Annotated in this window: 13 protein-coding genes and 1 pseudogene; 10 read left to right on the forward strand and 4 right to left on the reverse strand. The window is 63.4% G+C overall.

Annotated features, from left to right (window positions below):
- Positions 1-581: 581 nt before the first annotated feature.
- Positions 582-1,385 carry an IS21-like element ISThsp10 family helper ATPase IstB gene (gene istB, locus AC3RCE_RS20075; protein WP_492253781.1) on the reverse strand — a complete coding sequence of 268 codons (804 nt, stop codon included), beginning with the start codon at positions 1,383-1,385 and terminating at the stop codon, positions 582-584.
- Positions 1,375-2,901 carry an IS21 family transposase gene (gene istA, locus AC3RCE_RS20080; protein WP_492253782.1) on the reverse strand — a complete coding sequence of 509 codons (1,527 nt, stop codon included), beginning with the start codon at positions 2,899-2,901 and terminating at the stop codon, positions 1,375-1,377. Before istA ends, istB begins: the two co-directional genes overlap by 11 nt.
- A gap of 107 nt (positions 2,902-3,008) precedes the next feature.
- Between istA and AC3RCE_RS20085 the strand changes: the two genes are divergently transcribed.
- Positions 3,009-3,404, forward strand: coding sequence for a hypothetical protein (locus AC3RCE_RS20085; protein WP_492253783.1), 396 nt, complete (start codon positions 3,009-3,011; stop codon positions 3,402-3,404).
- A gap of 370 nt (positions 3,405-3,774) precedes the next feature.
- On the opposite strand, the gene AC3RCE_RS20090 is transcribed toward AC3RCE_RS20085, so the two are convergent.
- Positions 3,775-4,686 carry a helix-turn-helix domain-containing protein gene (locus AC3RCE_RS20090; RefSeq protein ID WP_492253784.1) on the reverse strand — a complete coding sequence of 304 codons (912 nt, stop codon included), beginning with the start codon at positions 4,684-4,686 and terminating at the stop codon, positions 3,775-3,777.
- A gap of 207 nt (positions 4,687-4,893) precedes the next feature.
- Between AC3RCE_RS20090 and AC3RCE_RS20095 the strand changes: the two genes are divergently transcribed.
- Together AC3RCE_RS20095 and AC3RCE_RS20100 are read left to right on the forward strand one after the other, a co-directional pair.
- The gene (locus AC3RCE_RS20095) at positions 4,894-6,513 is read left to right on the forward strand and encodes a tannase/feruloyl esterase family alpha/beta hydrolase (RefSeq protein ID WP_492253785.1); all 1,620 of its coding nucleotides are present in this window, start codon (positions 4,894-4,896) and stop codon (positions 6,511-6,513) included.
- A gap of 94 nt (positions 6,514-6,607) precedes the next feature.
- Positions 6,608-7,594, forward strand: a pseudogene (locus AC3RCE_RS20100) (Bug family tripartite tricarboxylate transporter substrate binding protein).
- Positions 7,595-7,828: 234 nt separating this feature from the next.
- On the opposite strand, the gene AC3RCE_RS20105 reads toward AC3RCE_RS20100, so the two are convergent.
- Positions 7,829-8,392, reverse strand: a complete 564-nt coding sequence (locus AC3RCE_RS20105) for a TetR/AcrR family transcriptional regulator (protein ID WP_492253786.1) — start codon at positions 8,390-8,392, stop codon at positions 7,829-7,831.
- A 913-nt stretch (positions 8,393-9,305) separates the two neighbouring features.
- On the opposite strand from AC3RCE_RS20105, the gene AC3RCE_RS20110 reads away from it, so the two are divergent.
- The 7 genes from AC3RCE_RS20110 (at position 9,306) to AC3RCE_RS20140 (ending at position 19,335) form a co-directional block, all read left to right on the forward strand.
- A complete protein-coding gene (locus AC3RCE_RS20110) occupies positions 9,306-10,250 on the forward strand; it encodes a LysR family transcriptional regulator (RefSeq protein WP_492253787.1) in 945 nt (314 codons plus the stop codon).
- A gap of 164 nt (positions 10,251-10,414) precedes the next feature.
- Entirely contained in the window at positions 10,415-11,893 is a 1,479-nt protein-coding gene (locus AC3RCE_RS20115) for an efflux transporter outer membrane subunit (protein WP_492253788.1), read from the forward strand.
- The gene (locus AC3RCE_RS20120) at positions 11,894-13,030 is read left to right on the forward strand and encodes an efflux RND transporter periplasmic adaptor subunit (protein WP_492253789.1); all 1,137 of its coding nucleotides are present in this window, start codon (positions 11,894-11,896) and stop codon (positions 13,028-13,030) included.
- Entirely contained in the window at positions 13,027-16,161 is a 3,135-nt protein-coding gene (locus tag AC3RCE_RS20125; protein ID WP_492253790.1) for an efflux RND transporter permease subunit, read from the forward strand. Before AC3RCE_RS20120 ends, AC3RCE_RS20125 begins: the two co-directional genes overlap by 4 nt.
- A gap of 113 nt (positions 16,162-16,274) precedes the next feature.
- Complete coding sequence (locus AC3RCE_RS20130; RefSeq protein ID WP_492253791.1) at positions 16,275-17,141, forward strand: class I SAM-dependent methyltransferase; 867 nt, start codon at positions 16,275-16,277, stop codon at positions 17,139-17,141.
- Positions 17,142-17,588: 447 nt separating this feature from the next.
- Entirely contained in the window at positions 17,589-18,482 is an 894-nt protein-coding gene (locus AC3RCE_RS20135; protein WP_218386241.1) for an NAD(P)/FAD-dependent oxidoreductase, read from the forward strand.
- A 10-nt stretch (positions 18,483-18,492) separates the two neighbouring features.
- Positions 18,493-19,335: an alpha/beta fold hydrolase gene (locus AC3RCE_RS20140; protein ID WP_492253792.1), complete on the forward strand. Its 843-nt coding sequence runs from the start codon at positions 18,493-18,495 to the stop codon at positions 19,333-19,335.
- Positions 19,336-19,396: the final 61 nt, after the last annotated feature.

A 19,396-nucleotide genomic window follows, 5' to 3' on the forward strand; every position in this document is an offset into this window, starting at 1 on the left:
GATTGACGCCACCACTACTGTCGATGTGACAGAAATTGTCGATATGCGTTGAGTGCTGTACTGTCGAATTTGAGAAATCAACGACTTAGAACGACACGGGGTGCATACCTTTGTACTTTTTATTCCTTCAGTGTTGTACTTTGCCGTTCGTTTTTCACTGAGTCTTGTATTTTTTCCTGCAGGTCCATTCGGTTCGCCGTCAGCTCGGCATCTTCTACTCACCGCCGCACTTAAACGCTTGGCACAGAGGCCAGCGATTTGCCCGTGCGGCGGCTTCAGGCTGATCTGAGTCATTCGTACACCGGCCCCAAGTGGCAGCATCTGCTGAAAGCGGTCCTTGAATCCAGGAGTCCGCGAACGGCTGGTTCACCTTCGACATGCGCCAGTCAGGCGCCGCTGAGCTGCGATCCGCCTTGATCAACCGCTCTTGGCGGCTGCGACCTGGCGTCTTTGATCGAATGCTGCTCGGAGTGAACCGGCAACAGTGCGGCTCGCCATTAGGGGATGTTGTTGATTTCCATCCAACCGTAACCCACCATTTCCATCTCGATCTGACCCACCCTTGTTCGTGAACTTCACGCTCACGTTGTGGATAAGTTCTTGGCTATCTTCTCCTTCTTGGTGGTCTGTGGTGGTTGCTGTGCGGAGCTGTTCTTGAACCGGTAGCTGTCGTTGCCGGTTTCCAGAATATGGCAGTGATGCGTGAGTCGGTCCAGCAGCGCCGTGGTCATCTTGGCATCGCCGAACACGTTGGCCCACTCGCTAAAGCTCAGGTTGGTGGTGATCACGACGCTGGTGCGCTCGTACAGCTTGGACAGCAGGTGGAACAGCAAGGCTCCTCCTGACGTACTGAACGGCAGGTAGCCCAGCTCATCCAGGATCACCAGGTCAGCATAGGCCAGGCGGTGCGCGATCTGCCCCGGCTTGCCCTGGGCCTTCTCCTCTTCCAGTGCATTGACCAGCTCCACCGTGGAGAAGAACCGCACCCTGCGGTGATGGTGCTCAATGGCTTGCACCCCGAGGGCCGTGGCAATGTGGGTCTTGCCCGTACCCGGTCCACCCACCAGCACCACGTTGTTGGCGTTCTCCAAGAATTCGCAGCGGTGCAACTGGCGTACCAGTGCCTCGTTCACCTCGCTGTGGCTGAAGTCAAAGCCCGCCATGTCCCGGTACGCAGGGAACCTGGCCACCTTGAGCTGGTAGGCCACAGAGCGCACTTCGCGCTCGGCGGTCTCGGCCTTGAGCAGTTGGGACAGGATGGGCTGCGCCGCATCGAAGGCCGGTGCACCTTGCTCAGCCAGTTCCGCAACCGCCTGGGCCATGCCGTGCATCTTGAGCTCGCGCAGCATGATCACGATGGAAGCGATGGCAGGGTCATGACGCATAGCGCACCTCCCTCAATTGGTCGTAGCGAAGCACATTGGCCTGGGGTTCCACCGCCAGCTTGAGGGCCTGCGGCGACGTGACCGGTGCTGGAGCGGGCTTGCCGTCCAGCAGGCGGTGCAGCACGTTCAGGATGTGCGTCTTGCTGGCAGCCCCTGACTCCAGTGCCAACTCCACTGCAGCGAGCACAGCCTGTTCATCGTGGTGCAGCACCAGTGCCAGTACCTCCACCATCTCCCGGTCGCCGCCGGTTTGCTTGAGCAAGGTGGCTTGCAGTCGCTTGAAGGCCGCTGGCAGCTCCAGGAATGGGGCGCCGTTGCGCAAAGCTCCTGGTTTGCGCTGCAGCACCGCCAAGTAGTGGCGCCAGTCGTACACGGTCTGTCCCGCACCATGGTGGTTACGCTCGATCAGGCGCTGATGCTCGCACACGATCTGGCCTTCGGCGGCAATCACCAAGCGATCCGCATAGACCCGCAGGCTCACCGGCCGATTGGCATACGGCGCCGGCACGCTGTAGCGATTGCGCTCGAAGTGGACAAGGCAGGTGGGTGAGACGCGCTTGGTGTTCTCCACAAAGCCATCGAAGGGCCGGGGCATTGGCATCAAGGCGGGCTTCTCTTGAGCCCAGACATCCGCGACGGTGCCCGGCAGCTTGCCGTGCTCGATCTCGTGCCACAGCGCCACGCAGCGCTCTTCAAGCCAGGCATTGAGATCGGGCAGGCTTGGGAATGGCGGCACCACTTGCCACAGGCGATGGCGGGCATCGCGCACGTTCTTCTCCACCTGGCCCTTCTCCCAGCCCGACGCGGGATTGCAGAACTCGGCCTCGAACAGGAAGTGGCTGACCATGGCCGCAAAGCGCGCATTGACGTCGCGCTCCTTGCCACGGCGCACCCGGTCTACAGCGGTGCGCATGTTGTCGTAGATGCCACGGCGGGGCACGCCACCCAGGACCACGAACGCATGGTTGTGGGCATCGAACAGCATCTCGTGCGTCTGCAGCGGATAGGCGCGCAGGTAGAACGCTCGGCTGTGGCTGAGCTTGAAGTGGGCTACCTGCAGCTTGGTGCGCACGCCGGCGAGAACAGCCCAGTCCTCGCTCCAGTCGAACTGGAAGGCCTCACCCGGGCCAAAGGTCAGCGGAACGAAGGTACCTCGGCCGGTGGTCTGCTGTGCAACCAGGCGCTGCTCGTGCCAGAGGCGCGCAAAGGCCGCCACACGGTTGTAGGAGCCGCCATAACCGAGCGCCTGCAGATCCACGTACATCTGCTTGACGGTGCGCCGCTGCTTGCGGGATCGGCCAGCCTCCGTCTTGAGCCAGCCGGCGAGCTTCAAGGCGAAGGGATCGAGCTTGGATGGACTGACTCGCTTGGCATAGTGCGGCTCGGCCTCGCCTGCGCGCAGGTACTTGCGGATGGTGTTGCGCGAGAGGCCCGTGCGGCGGGCGATCTCCCTGATGGACAGCTGCTCTCGCAGGGCCCAGCGCCTGATGACACTCAGTGTTGCCACGTCTATCACTCCTGGTCTCCTGCTGCTCAACAAAGCAGCAGGTTAGGGTTAGTACGTGGATCAGATTTGGATGGAAATCCTGGGGGTTAGTGGGTCACTTCTGCGTGGAAATCAACATGACTGATGATGACCTCGCCAAGAGCCTACTTCCGCGCTTTGAAAAGCTTATTCAATCCGAAGAACTAGACAGCCAACTAGTCCGCTTCTGGATTGAGTGGTACCTGTCGCAAAATGCAGTCTACATGGCGGCGCCGGCGCTCCAACAGTTTGTTTTCTCCGGCCCAAACATTGAAAATCAAGCCCTTGCTGCCATTACCACCAAGAACGTGGCTTGGGTTAGAAACCACAAAGCCGGCGTCTACAACTTAGGTGGATGGGCGAGGCGGGCTGTACTCAACGCTGCGCGCGTACTACCTAGCGACGAGCGAAATCACTGGTTGAAAATGATTCTGGGAGCTTCTCCAGTCGTCCTTGATAGATGGATCGCCAAGTGGGTGATCGACACAGCGTGACGCCTAACTGGACCTTGCACGTCTGTTTTTTCTGCGGTGACCGGCTGCTCCTGGCGGATGGTACGCATTCGCGAACGCGAAGCGTACGACAGCAATCAGCCTTAAGCCGGCCTCGCTTCCTGCGCTAGCTTGTCAGCCCTTGCGCCCTAGCGGTAAGGAAGCGCGACCCAAAGTCAAAACCAACGTCAGTGGTCCCAGCGGCGGTGGCACTGTATTGCAAATACTGGGAAAGTGAAACCGCAGAGCTTCATTTAGGCTATGTATAGTTCAGCATTCAATATGGGCTCTCGCGCGATATAGGGGCGCCCCAACTATCATGCCAATTAGTACCTATTGAGCGTCGCGCAGATGCTATATCGGCCGCGGGAACCTATCGCAACTCATGCGGCGCAAAAAAAACTCGCTTCCGGCGCCGTATTTGCGCTGGTGTAACCTCATATGCGCGCCTGAACGCGGTTGTCAGATGGCTTTGGCTCGAAAACCCCGCTTCTGCAGCAATCGCGGTAATAGGTAGATCGCCTGCCTGCAGCTGCTGGCGAGCCCAGGCCAGTCGGCTCCTGAGGACATGATGGTACGGTGCATAGCCAACCGTGTTTCGAAACAGCCGGACAAAGTGTGCGGGGCTGAGTCCTACCAACTCCGCGAGCTGCGGCAACGAGATGTCTTGGCCTAGATGGGTGTGGATCCACTCGTCCAGCCGCTGTACCTGCGCTGCGCTGAGTTTTCCACGTTCAGCGTGAAGACTGCCCCGGTTGGCTGCCCGCTGTTGCAGCCGCATTGCCACCCCCACGGACAGGGACTGGGCGTAGAGCTGACCATTCGGTGACCCGTTGGCGGCTTCGCTGGCCATCATGCGAAGGACCGCCGCGAGGCCATCATCGTGAAATTCAAACTCTGTTTGCCAAGGTGGCATTCGCGAAGGAATTTCCATGCCCAACTCGGACAGGGCGGCCAGGTCCACCTCCACCATGATCCTGCGAACATTTCGGCATTCCCACCGAAGCCGGTTGATCGGGGTCCCTTGAACAAACAAGCCCATGGCACCGGGTTTTAGGTCGTATTGGAAGGATTTCCTTCCTGAGGCGAATTCGGCCTGAGCGTAGCCGCAATCCAGCATCGCCAGCGTCGTCCTACCCACCTCGGAACGACCCGCCTCGACCTTGGGGGGCGCCTCCACCCATCCCAGCGCGAAACCCTGCCATTGCGCAGCCAATCGTGCTGCGAGCAGACTGCGTTCCCCGTGGGGGTTGACCTGAACCCTCTCGCAAGGAATGTCGCTCATGGAAGCCACTTTCTGTTGGGGAAGCCAGGGCGTTGATTGTGGCGCTGACGGTCTCATTTGCGCATACCGTTTCTCGATAGCTGCTATACGCAATGCCCCATCCGTGTTTCCCCTGGACGATGCGCATTTTGTGAAATTGCGATTGGAATCTGTAAGACGTGCCAAGCGCCTCGCTGTGCAATGCCCCTTATTGCACAGGAGGCAACTTTGAAGACAAACCCGAATTCATGGAAGACGCGCGCAGGGATCGTCGGCCTTGCGGCCGCTGCACTGGGCGGCTGCGGCAGCGGCAGCGAGGGCGACAGTCTTCCCAACGTCAGCGACAACATTTCCATTCAACCCATCCGAGCCTGCAGCATGCAGGGTATCGGATCCACACTCTTGACTGCCGATGCGCCCGTGAGCATTTTGGAGGTGACTACCGGCACGACGGGCACTGCCGCATCGGACAAGCCGTATTGCCTGGTCAAAGTGAAAGTGGATCCGCAGGTCAATATCTGGGTCTCGTTGCCTACTACTTCCTGGAACGGCCGGTTCCGGGCTGAAGGAAACGGTGTCTATGCGGGGTCTTCGCAGCTCGTCCCGGCGGTTGATTCTGTCCGGCAGGGATTCGCCGGTGCGACCACAGACACCGGCCATACGGGGTTCTTTCTCTCCGGCGCTTTCGGCATGGAGGCGCCAGGTAAGCCCAACATTCAATTGCAAAATGACTTCGCCCATCGGTCGGAACACCTGATGGCGGTGGTTGGCAAGCAGTTGGTCAAGGCCTTCTATGGCCAGGATCCCGTCCGCACATATTGGTACGGCTGCTCGACCGGTGGACGCCAAGGGCTCATGATGGCGCAGCGCTACCCTGCAGACTACGACGCTATCCTTGCGGGCGCGCCCGCGATCCACTGGGACAGGTTCCAGGCCTATCAGATCTGGCCACAGGTGGTTATGCAGGCCGAAGCCGCAGGGCCTCTGTCCGCAGCAAAACGCGAGTTGGCCACCCAGCGCGCGGTCGCCGCATGTGATGCTGCGGACGGCCTGACGGATGGCGTGATACGCGATCCACGCTCGTGCAATTACGACCCGGCGCAAGACAGCCAGATCACACGGGCGGACTGCTCTTCCGCCGACGGAACCTGCCTGGCCCTCGGCGAAGCCACCGCACTGCAGAAAATCTGGGGCGGCGCGCGCAACACTGCGGGCCAGTTGCTTTGGCCCGGAGTGGAGCGAGGTGCCGACCTCACTGCATTGGCCGGAGCGGAGCCATTCCCCATCCCCATCGAGCAGGCCCGGTACTGGGTGTACTTCGACCCCACCTGGGATTGGAGAACGCTCAATCTTGCCAACTACGAGGCTTTCTTCAACAAGAACGCAGAAATGGTGGGGCCGGTCATGGCAACCGACAACCCGGACATCTCCGCGTTCAAACAGCGAGGTGGCAAGCTCATCATGTACCACGGCTGGAGCGACAACCTCATCATGCCGCAAGGCACTGTGCGGTACTACGAACGAGTCCAGCAGACGGTCAGCGCTTCTGGCGATTTCTCCAGGCTGTACATGGTCCCTGGCATGAACCACTGCAGCGGCGGCGCCGGTCCCTCCGAATTCGGACAAAGGGCGAGCGGAGCCGTCCCCATGGAGGCGAAGACAGACATCTTCCGTGCCCTCATGGCCTGGTCTGAGAAAGGGTTGGCACCTGCCGATATCACCGCGTCAAAGATCGTGAATGGGGCCGTGACCCAGACCCGTCCCCTGTGTCCCTACCCGCAGGTGGCCAAGTACAAGGGCGCCGGGAGCACGGATGACGCAGCGAACTTCACCTGCTCGGCGCCTTGACGGCAAGACCGGGCAACACACAAGCCAGGGCGCTTGAACCGACGAAGCCGACCGGTTCAAGCGCCTTCACCAGTCCCCTCTCGATCACTTACCCATGAACCACCGCATTTCTCTGCTGCGCCGCTGCGCGCTCCTCCTTTGCGCGGCAATCGCGCTACCCGCTCTCTCGCAAGCACAGGACTTCCCCACCAAGCCTGTTCGCATCATCACACCCTTCCCAGTTGGCAGCGGTCCCGAAGGGGTGGTACGCCTGGTGGCCGATAAACTGACGCGTGCTTGGGGACAGCCGGTGGTTGTGGAAAATCGGCCGGGCGGCAATGGTTTCATCGCCATCGATGCCTTCAAGCGGGGGACCACGGATGGCCACGACCTGATCCAGTTGGACAACGTCCACCTCTCGGCCTACCCACACCTGTTCAAGAAGCTGCCCTACGACCCCCAGAAGGATTTCGAGCCGCTGCTTCCTTTGTTCAAGACATACTTCTTCGTCACCACCGCAGCGGACAGCAAGTAGAAAAGCGTAGGGGATCTCATAGCCGATGCCAAGGCCAAGCCTGGAAAGCTCAACTATGGTTCCTGGTCGATTGGGAATCCGGTGCACTTGGGCTCGGCGTTGTTCGATACCGTCGCGGGCATCGAGACGCAGCACATCGTCTACAAGGAAACCAGCCAGTTGTACACGGGTGTGGCCACCGGCGAACTGGCCTACGCACTGGGCAGCAGCGCGACCGCAGGTCCGTTGTACCGCGCGGGAAAATTGAAGTTTCTGGCGGTGGCCGGCCCCAGCCGGCTCCCCGCATATAAAGATGTCCCCACCGTTGCAGAAGCCGGCGGCCCCGCCGGTTTCGAGGTCAGCGGCTGGACCGCGATCGCCGCGCCCAAGAGGGTACCCAAGGCCGTGGCAGACAAGATTCAGCGGGACATCGAAAGGGCTCTGGCCGAGCCCGATGTGCGCGAGAAGTTTCTCTCTTTCGGCTACGAAGCATTCGCCCCAAGCCGTGATCAATTCACCAAGTACATCCAATCCGAATCAGTGCGCTTCGCTGGCCTCATCAAAAAGGCCAACGCCTCACTTGATTGAGTTGGAGGAAAGCGTTTGTCCTCTGCTGGTTTCAGATCCAAGCTCGTGTTCAACGAGTGCAGGACCGCGACCGGCGCTAGGGGGTCGCTGACCAAAATGCCGTGTGCTTCCAATTGATGACCAAGCGTGCACCGAGAGCACCAGCAGGCTGCCCCCAATCGAGAGGTAGGCCGCGCACATGCAGAGATCTTTGCCTCCGCCGTCTGCTCGCAACCTCAGGCCAAACGGTGCAGTCTAAGCGCCGTAGGCCGCCAAAAAGACCCGCACGGCCTCACGCAGAAGAGCTTTGTTTTCTCGGGTATCCGGCATACCGAGTTTCAGCAGTCCGCGGATGTGCCCAGAGCCCAGAAACATCGACAGGAACAAGTCCGCCGCCTGCAGCGGGTCCCGCACCTTCAGCGTGCCTGCCGAGTGGGCACGGCGCAGATATGCAGCCAGCTCGCCGTTCACACGCTCAGGGCCGTCCTTGTAGAACCCAAGGCAGACCTCCGGCTGCGCCCCCGCTACGCCGTAGACAGAGCGCATCGCGCCCAGGGCGTCGTCCCCGCGCGCAAGTGCGAGAAACCGGGTGCCGATCGCCAGCAGTGCCTTCTCCGGTTGGTCCGGGTCCAACGCCCCGCCAGGCACACCAGCCACCACCGAATCCGTCCTGTCACGCACGACTGCCTGGAACAGCCTCTCCTTGGAGCCGAAATTGCTGTAAACGGTCATCTTGGCAACACCGGCGTCTGCGGCTATGGCATCTACGCTGGCTCGCTCCAGGCCATGTTCGTTGAAGTGCGCTTGCGCCGCTGCCAAGATACGCCGGACGCGCTCGGGATCGCGTGGCCGCCCGCGTTGAGGCTTGGGAGTGAGAGTGGGGGTGGGAGCTGTAGGTCGGGCCATGAGCAGATTTATTGGATTTGACAGTCCACTATAGTTCATACACATTATTGGACATGTAGTCTGGTAATTTGACACGCGCCGAGGAACTTCTATGACGCAAAAAGCGATCGCCTTGACCTCGCAGCAACGGGCTGCGCGAGAGGCGATGAGCACGGTCTACTTCGGCCCGGGAACCACCTCCGGAAACGAGCTCGTCTGCATGACAGGCCGCGTCCGGCTTGGTCGGATGAACGCATCAAACCACGCATGCAGCCGCCCGTCGGGACTCACGAAGCGGAAACTCGGAGACAAGAGAAAGGCTGGAGGCATTGCGAATCTCCCGCTTCGGCCTTTCGCCCCACTCCTGACAATGACGCAGCGCTGCACGCGGCTGATCTCACTCAAGGAGTCCGTCCGCTGCAGACGGCTTGTACGGTCTCACGGCGCAGGTACTGCGATTTGATAGTTAAGTACTTCGGGGCGGCGATCGCACGCGAGACGGCCGGATCCGTGCTGGACGCCGCAGAAACCTCAGTGGCTTCGGCCAGGATTTCCTCGGGGGTGCGCGTGCCCCCAGCCTTGACAGGATCGACGGCGATGCCATCGGCCCGGGCGGCGCCCCCTCAGACAGCAGCGGAAGCGGCGACAAGGCGAATGGACTTGGCCTGCAGGGTGGATTCCTTCGCAGTGTTTGAGGTGGTGGTTCGTCTCCCAGGCAGCGGAAGGTCTGCGGAATGGGTTGAGCTTTGGCTTCGCGTCGTGTCGCGTCCGGAGAAGTCTAGTGCGCACCCAGTGAATCGTTTTCGTACGCGCGACAACCGCGCGCCGCAGCAGGAAAGGACCAACGATGGATGAACTCAAAAGCATGCGCACCTTCGTGAAGGTTGTGGACGAAGGCAGCTTCGCTGGTGCCGCGCGCGCCCTGAATGTCGCCAAGTCGGTGGTCACCCGCCTGGTCAGTGAACTAGAGGAGGCGCTGAACTGCCGCCTGCTCAATCGCACCACCCGCGCGTTGTCACTTACGAGCGTGGGTGCCCAGTACCTGGAGCGTGTGCGCCCCATCCTTGAAGAAATTGATGACGCCAACAACCAAGCAACGGAAGCAACCGACACGATCCGCGGACTGCTGCGCGTCGCTGCGCCACAGGAATTCCTCACTGCCAGTCTCGCGCGGCTTGTGTCCCGATTCACACAACGCCACCCTGCGTTGAACGTCCACCTGACGCTGTCGCAACCGTGGGCGTTGGCACCTGAAGATGCTGCGGACGTCACCATCTTGATCCCTGGCCCAGAGCCGCTCAACGGTGACTTTGTCGCCAGGCTACTGGCGCATACCGACGTCGTACTGTGCGCAACGCCGGAATACCTTGCACGGCATCCTCCGATTGTCAATCCCGAGGACGTGGACCTGCACACCCTGCTCGTTCCAGATACTGCCTTGGAACGCAAGGCCTGGACTTTTCATTCCACTCGCGAAGATGGCACCAGGACCTCGATATCACTGCGGGTGCGGCGCGCACCCGTTGGCTCGCCCAATCCCGAGGTCATGATCGCAGCGGCTCGCGGTCACTGCGGTATCGCCGGCGCCTTGTCACTGAACGTGTTCGAGGATTTTCGCTTGGGCACCTTACAGCGGGTTCTTCCGGGCTGGTCAGCGGCGGGCTACCGGCTTTATGCAGCTGTTCCAAGCCGTGCGCATTTGCCCCGGCGCGTGCGGGCCTTCATAGATTTTCTCGTCGAGCAGTACGGGGGCGTCTCGTCGGATCCCTGGCTTGCTGGGGTGATCAAGTAGCCAGTGCATCTCATCAAGCGCTGCAATCCGCTGAGCATATGGCCGTATGCGCTTGCCGCAGCGGGTCACTAGGCATGAAGCACTGCCATGGAATTTGCTGTACTTGACAGTTTGATAAATAAATCGCACATTACTATACCTGTAAGTCCAATAAATATTAACTCATGAATTCATCCTCCTGGCGTAACCGCAGGCCGACCCTCCCGGCAACACGTCTCCTGTCGCTCGCGGCGTTGACCGTGCTGTCAGCGTGCTCGACCCCCACCGTGCAAGCTCCTACGCCTTCGGTGCCCCTCACGGCCGGCTTTGCCCACGGCCACGCGGCACAGGCGGAAGGCGAAGCCGCTGGCGCTGAGTGGTGGGCCGCCTGGGGAGATTCCACTCTCACCGCCCTGGTTGAGGAAGCGCTGGGCGCCAACCAGGACATCACCATCGCGCTCCAGCGCGTCGCCCAGGCCCGCGCAGGCGCGGATGCCCAGGCCGCCCGCCTGTGGCCGACGGTGGGCGTGCAGGCTTCCGCATCGCGCAGCAGCAGTGGCTTGCCTGATCCCGTAAAGCAAGGGATGCCCGACACGCGCGCGCTGCGCGCCGGAATCGACGTGGCCTGGGAGATCGACCTGGCGGGGGGCGTGCGGGCTGCGCGCGACGCAGCGCAGGCCGACGCCACGGCGGCGGCTGCAGGAGTGCAAGGCGCTCGCCTGCTGGTAGCCAGCGAAGTTGCGCGCCAGTACTTCGTCCTGCGCAGCGCCCAGGAGAGGCTGCGCATCGTGCAGGCCTTGGCGAAGGCGCAACGAGACACCGCCAGCCGCGTGGAGAGCCGGCTGCGCGAAGGGTTGGCCAGCGCCTTCGACCTCGACCGCGCGCGCGCCGAGGCCGACGCGTTCGATGCACAAATCCCGCCGCTGGAAATGCTGGCCGGGACGTCCCAGACACGGCTGGCCGTGCTGCTGGGGCGCAGTCCGTCGATCCCTGTTGTCGAGGCCGACCCCGCGTTCGTCTGGCAAGCGGTTCGCGACATCGGCAGCGGCCAGCCTAGCGAGCTCCTGAAACGCCGCCCGGACCTGATTGCCGCGGAAGCGCGTGTCGCCGCCGAAACACTGCGCACCGGCGAAGCCCGCGCACAGTGGTGGCCCAAGCTGTTCCTGAGCGCATTGACGGGCCGCCAAGACCTTCAGCTGAATGCCCTGGACCTCGCACCGGTGCGTTTCTCGAACGTGGCACTGGCATTTGCAGCGCCGATCTTCGATGCTGGCCGCATCGACGCCGGCATCCGCGCGCAGTCGGCGCGGGCTGACGAGGCTTTGCTGGCCTGGCAGAAGTCCGTGCTCGTCGCGGTGCAGGAGGTGGAAGACAGCCTGCTCCTGCGAGCAGAAGAAGCCAAGCGCGCCGCAGCCTTGGCCGGCACGGTCGAGCACCGCCGCCGATCTCTGCAGCGTGCCGAGTCGCTGCTCCGCGAAGGGCAGGCCGATCTGTTGGCACTGCTGGACGTGCAGCGCTCCGTTCTCGCCAGCGAGCTCGCCCTTGCAGACAGCCGCCTCCAGCAGGCGCTGGCGGACGTTCAGCTCTACAAGGCACTTGGCGGCGGCTTCACGCCAGCTGTCGCCGATGCCGCCATCGCATCCAACGCCAGAAAGGCCCCTTAAGTGAATCGCATCTCCTCATTCGCACTGCCTGCAGCGATTGCTGCCTCCGTGCTGCTCGCCGCGTGCGGCGATCCACCCGCGCCGGCCGCAGCCGCAAAGCCCGTGTTCGTGACAACGGTCTCGCCGTCCAATCACGCACAAACGCGCACATTCACAGCCACCGTGCGAGCCCGGGTGGAAACCGATCTGGGTTTTCGCACCGCAGGCAAGGTGGTGGAGCGGCTGGTAGACGTCGGCGATACCGTGAAGGCCGGCCAGCCGCTCGCCCGTTTGGATGCGGCCGACTATCAGCTGGCAGCGAGCGCCGCCAGCGATGCCGTGCAGGCCGCGTTGGTGGATGCGCAGCAGGCAGCCTCGGACGAGGCGCGGCTTCGCAGACTGCTATCGGACGGCTCGGTGGGAACCGCAGACCATGAGCGGCAAAAGGCGCGCGCGGACGCGGCTGCGGCGCGCTTGGACCAGGCACGCAGGCAACTCGAGGTGGCGCGCAATCGATCCGGTTACGCGACGCTCCTGGCGCCCTACGCCGGCGTGGTCACGGCCGTGCGTTTCGAGAACGGCCAGGTTGTGGCCGAAGGCCAGTCGGTGATGTCGCTGGCCCGCGATGGCGCACGCGAGGTCGTCGCCGACCTCCCCGAGGAATGGATCGGCCGGGTGCGAACGCTGACTGCCACCGCCGCCGCCTGGCACGACGCAACCCCCCCCTTGCCACTGGTGTTGCGCGAAGCCTCGCCGCTGGCCAGCGCGCAGGGGCGCACGTTCCGCGTGCGCTACGCTGCCGCCCCGCCAGCGCAGGCCTCCCTCGCCGCTCTGCCCCTGGGGAGCACGATCCAGCTGCATCTGTCCGCTCCTCCCTCTGCGGGGCCAGCCTCCGTCATCGTGCCCGTTACCGCAGTCGTGAAGGCGAGCGGCTCGGCGGGCGTGTGGGCCCTGAATGCCGAGGGCACGGGCCTGGTCTTCACCCCCGTGCAGGTGGTGGGCTCGGACGATGCCTCGGTACAGGTCACCGGCCTTCCCGCAGGCAGCCGCGTGGTCAGCAGCGGCGCGCAGAAGCTTGATGCGGGCATGGTCGTGCGCGCCATTGATCGCGCTCCCGGCACCGACCCGACACTTTCCTCCGAGACGAGCCAGCGATGAAGCGTTTCAACCTTTCTGAGTGGGCGGTCACGCACCGGCCGATGGTGCTGTTCCTGATCATCCTAACGCTCATCGTCGGCAGCATCTCGTTCAGCCGCCTGGGCCGGCTGGAAGACCCGAACTTCGACGTGCCGCAGATGACGGCCATTGTCGTGTGGCCCGGCGCCACCGCGCAGGACGTACAGGACCAGGTGCTCAACCGCATCGAGCGCCGCCTGCAAGAGCTCGATCACTTCGAGTACGTGCGCAGCTTTTCGCGGCAGGGCTACGGCGCCATCACGCTGTGGATGAAGGGCGGCAGCAGCAAGGCAGAGCTGGACAACGCCTGGTACCAGGCGCGCAAGAAGATCGGCGACATGCGCCAGGAGTTGCCCGAGGGCGTGCGCGGGCCGTTCTTCAACGACGAGTACAACGACCGCTATAGCGTGCTGTATGCGTTGAGCGCCCCCGATCTGTCGATGGCTGAACTGCTGGCGATCACCGAGGACGTGAAGCGCCGCTTCCAGAGCGTGCCCGGTGCCGGCAAGGTGGACGTGCTGGGCAAGCAGGCCGAGCGCGTGTATGTGGAGCTGTCGACCCGGCGCTTGGCATCGCTCGGCATCGCGCCGACGGCGGTGTTCGAGGCGCTGGCGCGCCAGAACCTGGTGACACCGGCCGGTTCGGCCGACGCCACGCACGACCGAGTGCAAGTGCGCGTGGACGGCGGGCTCAAGAGCGCCGCGGACGTTGCCAAGGTGACGCTGGAAGTCGGTGGACAGTTGCTGCGGCTGGCCGACATCGCCACCGTGCGCACCGGCTATGAAGACCCACCCAGCTTCAGCATCCGCCACAACGGCGTGCCGGTCCTGGCCATCGGCGTGACCATGCAGCAAAACGGCAATGTGCTGGACTTCGGCAAGGCGCTGGAACAGCGGCTCGCCCAGATCAAGCAAGAGATCCCGGCCGGCATCGAGATCCAGCAATACGCCGACCAGCCGCGCGTGGTGGAGGAGTCGGTCTGGGAGTTCGAGCGCTCGTTCCTGGAAGCGCTGGCGATCGTGCTGGCCGTCTCCTTCCTGTTCCTGGGCTGGCGCACCGGCATCGTGGTCGCCGCGTCGGTTCCGCTGGTGCTGGCGCTGGTCGCAGCGGTGATGTATGCCGCCGGCTGGAACCTCGATCGCATTTCGCTCGGGGCCTTGATCATCGCACTGGGGCTGCTGGTGGACGACGCCATCATCGCCGTCGAGATGATGGTGGTGAAGCTGGAAGAAGGCTGGGACCGGCTGCACGCAGCCACCTACGCCTACACCTCCACGGCGTTTCCGATGCTGACCGGCACGCTGGTCACGGCCGCGGGCTTCATGCCGGTGGGCTTCGCCAAGTCGATCGCCGGCCAATACGCGGGCGGCATCTTCTGGGTGGTGGGAACGGCCCTGATCCTGTCCTGGCTGGTGGCCGTGATCTTCACACCTTACCTGGGCGTGTTGCTGCTGCCCAAGAACCTGGCCTCCAGACACAGTCAGGGCGCCCACCACGACCCTTACGACCGGGCTGTCTACCGCCGGCTGCGCAGCATCGTCGACTGGGCGGTGCATCGCCGGGCGTGGGTGCTCGCCATCACCGTGCTGGTCTTCGCCATGGCCGGCGCCGGCATGCTGGCGGTGCAGCAGCAGTTCTTCCCCACCGCCTCGCGGCCGGAACTGCTGGTGGACCTGCGCCTGCGCGAAGGGGCGTCGTTCGCCGCCACGTCCGCCCAGGTGAAGCTGCTTGAGACCCGGCTCGCCAAGGATCCCGACATCGAGTTCTTCACCGCCTATACCGGTGGCGGCACGCCGCGCTTCTATCTGTCGATCGATCCGGAACTTCCCAACCCGGGGTTCGCGCAGTTTGTCATCAAGACGGCGGGGACCGAGCAGCGCGAGCGCGTTCGCGCGCGCCTGAGGGATCTGTTCGACAAGGACGAGGCCTTTCCGGACGTCAGGGCGCGCGTGCAGCGCCTGGAGTTCGGACCGCCGGTGGGCTTTCCGGTGCAGTTTCGCGTCATCGGGCCCGACAAGGCCCAGGTACGCGAGATCGCCTACCGCGTGTTCGACACGGTGCGCCAGAGCCCACTGGTGCGCGACACGCAGCTCGACTGGAACGAACAAGTGCGCTCCGTGCAGGTCCATGTCGACCAGGACAAGGCGCGCCTGCTCGGTTTGTCCAGCGCCGACATCCAGAGTTTGGTGCAAACGACGCTCGATGGCGCGCCGGTCACGCAGATCCGCCGCGGCGAAGAACTCGTCGACGTCGTCGTTCGAGCTACGCCCGAGGAGCGCAGGAGCATCGGCCAGCTCGGCGATCTGCAGGTCTTCACGCGCAGCGGGGTGAGCGTGCCCTTGTCGCAGCTCGCGCGCATCGAGCCGAGCTTCGAGGAGCCGGTGCTGTGGCGGCGAAACCGCGACATGGTGCTCAGCGTGCGCAGCGACGTCGTCGATGGCGTGCAAGGCCCGGACGCCGCCGCGAAGATCCGGCCATCGCTCAAGCCCATCATCGACAGCCTGCCGACGGGTTACCGCATTGAGGATGGCGGCGCGATCGAGGAGAGCGACAAAGCCAACGTGGCGTTGTTCGCCGTGTTCCCCGCGATGTTCGCGGTGATGCTGACCTTGCTGATGATCCAGCTCCAAAGCTTCTCGCGGCTGTTCATGGTGTTCATGACGGCGCCGCTGGCGCTGGTCGGCGTGGTGCCGGCGCTCCTACTGTTCAACGCGCCGTTTGGCTTCGTTGCGCTGCTGGGCGTGATCGCGCTGAGCGGCATGATCATGCGCAACTCGATCATCCTGGTTGACCAAATCGATCAGGACATCGCGCGCGGCATCGCGCCCTGGGCCGCCATCGTCGACGCCACGGTGCGCCGCTCGCGCCCGGTGGTGCTGACGGCCGCGGCCGCGGTGCTGGCGATGATTCCTCTCACGCACAGCGTGTTCTGGGGGCCGATGGCCATCGCGATCATGGGCGGCTTGGTGGTGGCTACGGGGCTGACCCTCGTCTTCGTGCCTGCACTATATGCCGCCTGGTTCCGCATCCGGCGCGACACCCCGGCGCAAGCGCGTGCTGAAGCGACGCCAGCGCTCGCCGCACTGCTCGCGGACGGAGAGCATCATGCTTGAGCACGTCGACGCAACGCTTGCCGTGTCTATTGCAGTCATCAACAACGCCGATCCAAAGTGGCTTGCCACTGCATCGACGTAACGTTCAACGTCACCGTTAAAGGACGATTTCAATGAGCACCCATCGCGAGGTTTCCGGACACTACGGCACAGGCGACCTTCTCTCACGTCTCAATGCAGCGTTGGCGGAGGACGGTCTGGACCCCGATCACCTCAGCGTGGGGGCGCTTGCGCAATACGACCAGTTTCATGGTCGCGGCCTGGAGGCGACCGTGGAAGTTGCCGACCTGGTCGATGTCACCGCTTCTGACCACCTTCTGGACATTGGCAGCGGAATCGGCGGGCCCGCACGCTACTTTGCGAACCGATTCGGCTGCAGGGTCACCGGGATTGATCTGACGCCGGAATTCTGTGACGTAGCCCGCCACTTCACGCAGCGGCTCCACCTCGACGACCGGATCACGTTCGAGGTGGGCGATGCCCTGGCAATGCCCTTCGCCAATCGCAGCTTCGACGGCGCTTACTCGATGAATGTGTCGATGAACATCGCTGACAAGGGCGCGTTCTATCGAGAGATTCTCCGGGTGCTCAAGCCGGGCGGCTGGCTGGTGCTCTCGGAGGTTGCCAAGGGCGAAGGCGCAGAACTCGACTATCCAGCGCCTTGGGCTCGCAGCGCCAGCACCAGCTTCCTCGCGACGCCGGAGGAGACGCGGCGCGACCTGCTGGAGGCAGGATTCGACATCGTTCGATTGCACAGCACGCTGGAGGAAACCCTGACGGCCGGCGCGCGCGCTCGCGCGCTCGCCGAGCGCGGCGGGAAGCCGCCCAGGCGCGCGGCGGCGCTGATGGACCGCGAGATCGCGGCCCAGGCCATGGCGAACTCGTCTCGCGGCTTTTCCGAAGGGCGAATCATCCCGATTGAAGTTCTCGCTCGAAAACCGAGTCAAGTATCACTGGGCGCTGAGCATGATCCCGCCTGACAACTACGTTAAGCGGATCATCGATGCATCTCTTTCACCGCAAGGGGGGATTGACATGAACACTGGACATAAGTATCACCACGTTGGACGAAGGCCTCGGCGGTCTTGTCTTTCACGTTTTCGCATGGAAAGGCGTGGCCGGCAGCGCGGGCCTGGGCACGGTGACCGGCTGTTTGGCAAAAATTGGGCATTTGATGAATGCCGCATCGTCCGGCCAGTCAATACGCTCTGGGGCGACTTTCCGGCCGATGCCGAAACCCTGCGCGCTGCGCGTCTCTGGCGCATATCGATGCACGATGGCGCGCCGGCCTGCATCACAAGGAGGCTTTTATGCAACGACGAGCCCTGCTGACACTCGCCGCGCTTTCCACCGCCAGCCTCGGTCACGCACAGCCCACGGCAAAGCACAGCCCACTCCCTTCAATCAACCACATGGAGCCCATCACCATGAATGACGTCATCATCATCGGCGGCAGCTTTGCCGGCCTCGCCGCCGCCCTGCAGCTCGGCCGTGCCCGCCGCAAGGTCACCGTTCTCGATACCGGCCTGCCACGCAATCGCTTTGCCGGCCACTCGCATGGCCTGCTGGGCCACGATCACAAGCCGCCGCTGGACATCCTGGCCGAGGCGCGGCAGCAACTGGCGCGTTATCCCGCGATCAAGCTGGTCAATGCCCGGGCCGACAGCATCTCCGGCGCCATCGACGATTTCTCCGTCCTCACGGGCGATGGCGAAACCCTCAAGGCGCGCCGCCTGATCCTGAGCTATGGCGTGGTCGACCAGATGCCCGCTGTTCCAGGCTTTGCTGAAAGCTGGGGCACGTCCATCGTGCCTTGCCCCTATTGCGACGGCTTCGAAGTCGCCGGCCAGCATTGGGGCCTCGTCTGGTCCGGCCCGCAATCTCATAATCAGGCCAGGCTTTTCCTCGATTGGACCGACAAGTTGACTGTCTTCGCCGATGGCCACGACATTCCAGCGGATGTCCAGGCCGACCTGGCGGGCCGCAACATCCCCATCGCCCTTGGCCGGATCGTCGAGATCGCCCATCAAAAGGGCCATATCGCCACTGTCAATCTCGATACCGGTAGCCATATCGCGGTCGACGTCCTGTTCGCGCATCCGCGCAACAAGCCGTCCGCAAGCCTGCATGCATCACTGGGACTGGCCACGGTCGATACGCCCACCGGTATCGTCCTCAAGGTCGACGAGCGCCGCCAGACCAGCACGCCCGGCATCTACGCCGCCGGCGACCTCACCACCCCCTTCTTGCCTTCGGTCACCCAGGCGTCCTCGCAGGGCGCGATGGCGGGCATCTTCGCCCAGCAGTCGATGCTGGTTTGAGAAGACACACATGGAGTTCGAACACGTCACCTTCGACCTGCCGCACGGCAGCTTTCACGCGCTGCAGGGGGGTGATCCCAACGGTCGGCCGACACTTGTCTTGCACGGCTTCCCGGACCATCCGCCGACCGCAAAGCCCTTTCTTGCCGAGCTCGGTCGCCGTGGACGTCGCGTCCTCGCCCCCTGGCTTCGCGGTTACGCCCCGTCCCCGACTGCGGGGCCGTTCGACATGGCAGCCCTCACCGGCGACGTGCTCGCGCTGATCGACCGCTGGTCTTCCGGGCGAGCCGTCGAGTTGATTGGCCACGACTGGGGCGGCGCGATCACCTACGATGTCTGCGTCACCGCGCCGGAGCGGATCGAACGCGCAGTCACGCTGGCATTTCCCCACCCATTGACGTTTCTGAGCCAGCCGCGCCTCGCTCAGCTACGCCGGAGCTGGTACATGAGGCTCTTCCAGCTGCCGGGAAGCGGCTGGATCGCCAGCGCCCGAGATCTCGCCCTCATCGACCACCTATGGCGTCAGTGGTCGCCCGGCCTCTCGCTCGATCCAGCTCTCCAGGCGGAGCTACACGAGACCCTGCGGGCGAGCATGCCTGCGCCCTTGCGCTACTACCGAGGGCTGCTGCGGCCCGGCATGCTTGGGGCGATGCGCCGCCTGTCTCAGCCGATCGCGGTGCCCCTGCTGCAGCTCCACGGTGCGGACGACGGCTGCATCCTCCCCCAGCAGGCCGACGACCGACATCGGTTCGCCGCATCGCACGCGCTGGAGGTCGTCCCCGACGTCGGTCACTTCCTGCACATCGAGGCCCCCGAGGCGATCGCGGAACGGATCGCGGCATGGGGCGAGTAGTGTCCTTTCAGCCCTGCGAAAAGAAACCTCGAACGAAGCTCCTCCACGACGGGAAGTGACC

The sequence above is a fragment of the Acidovorax sp. GW823-FHT05D11 genome (genome assembly GCF_058795695.1).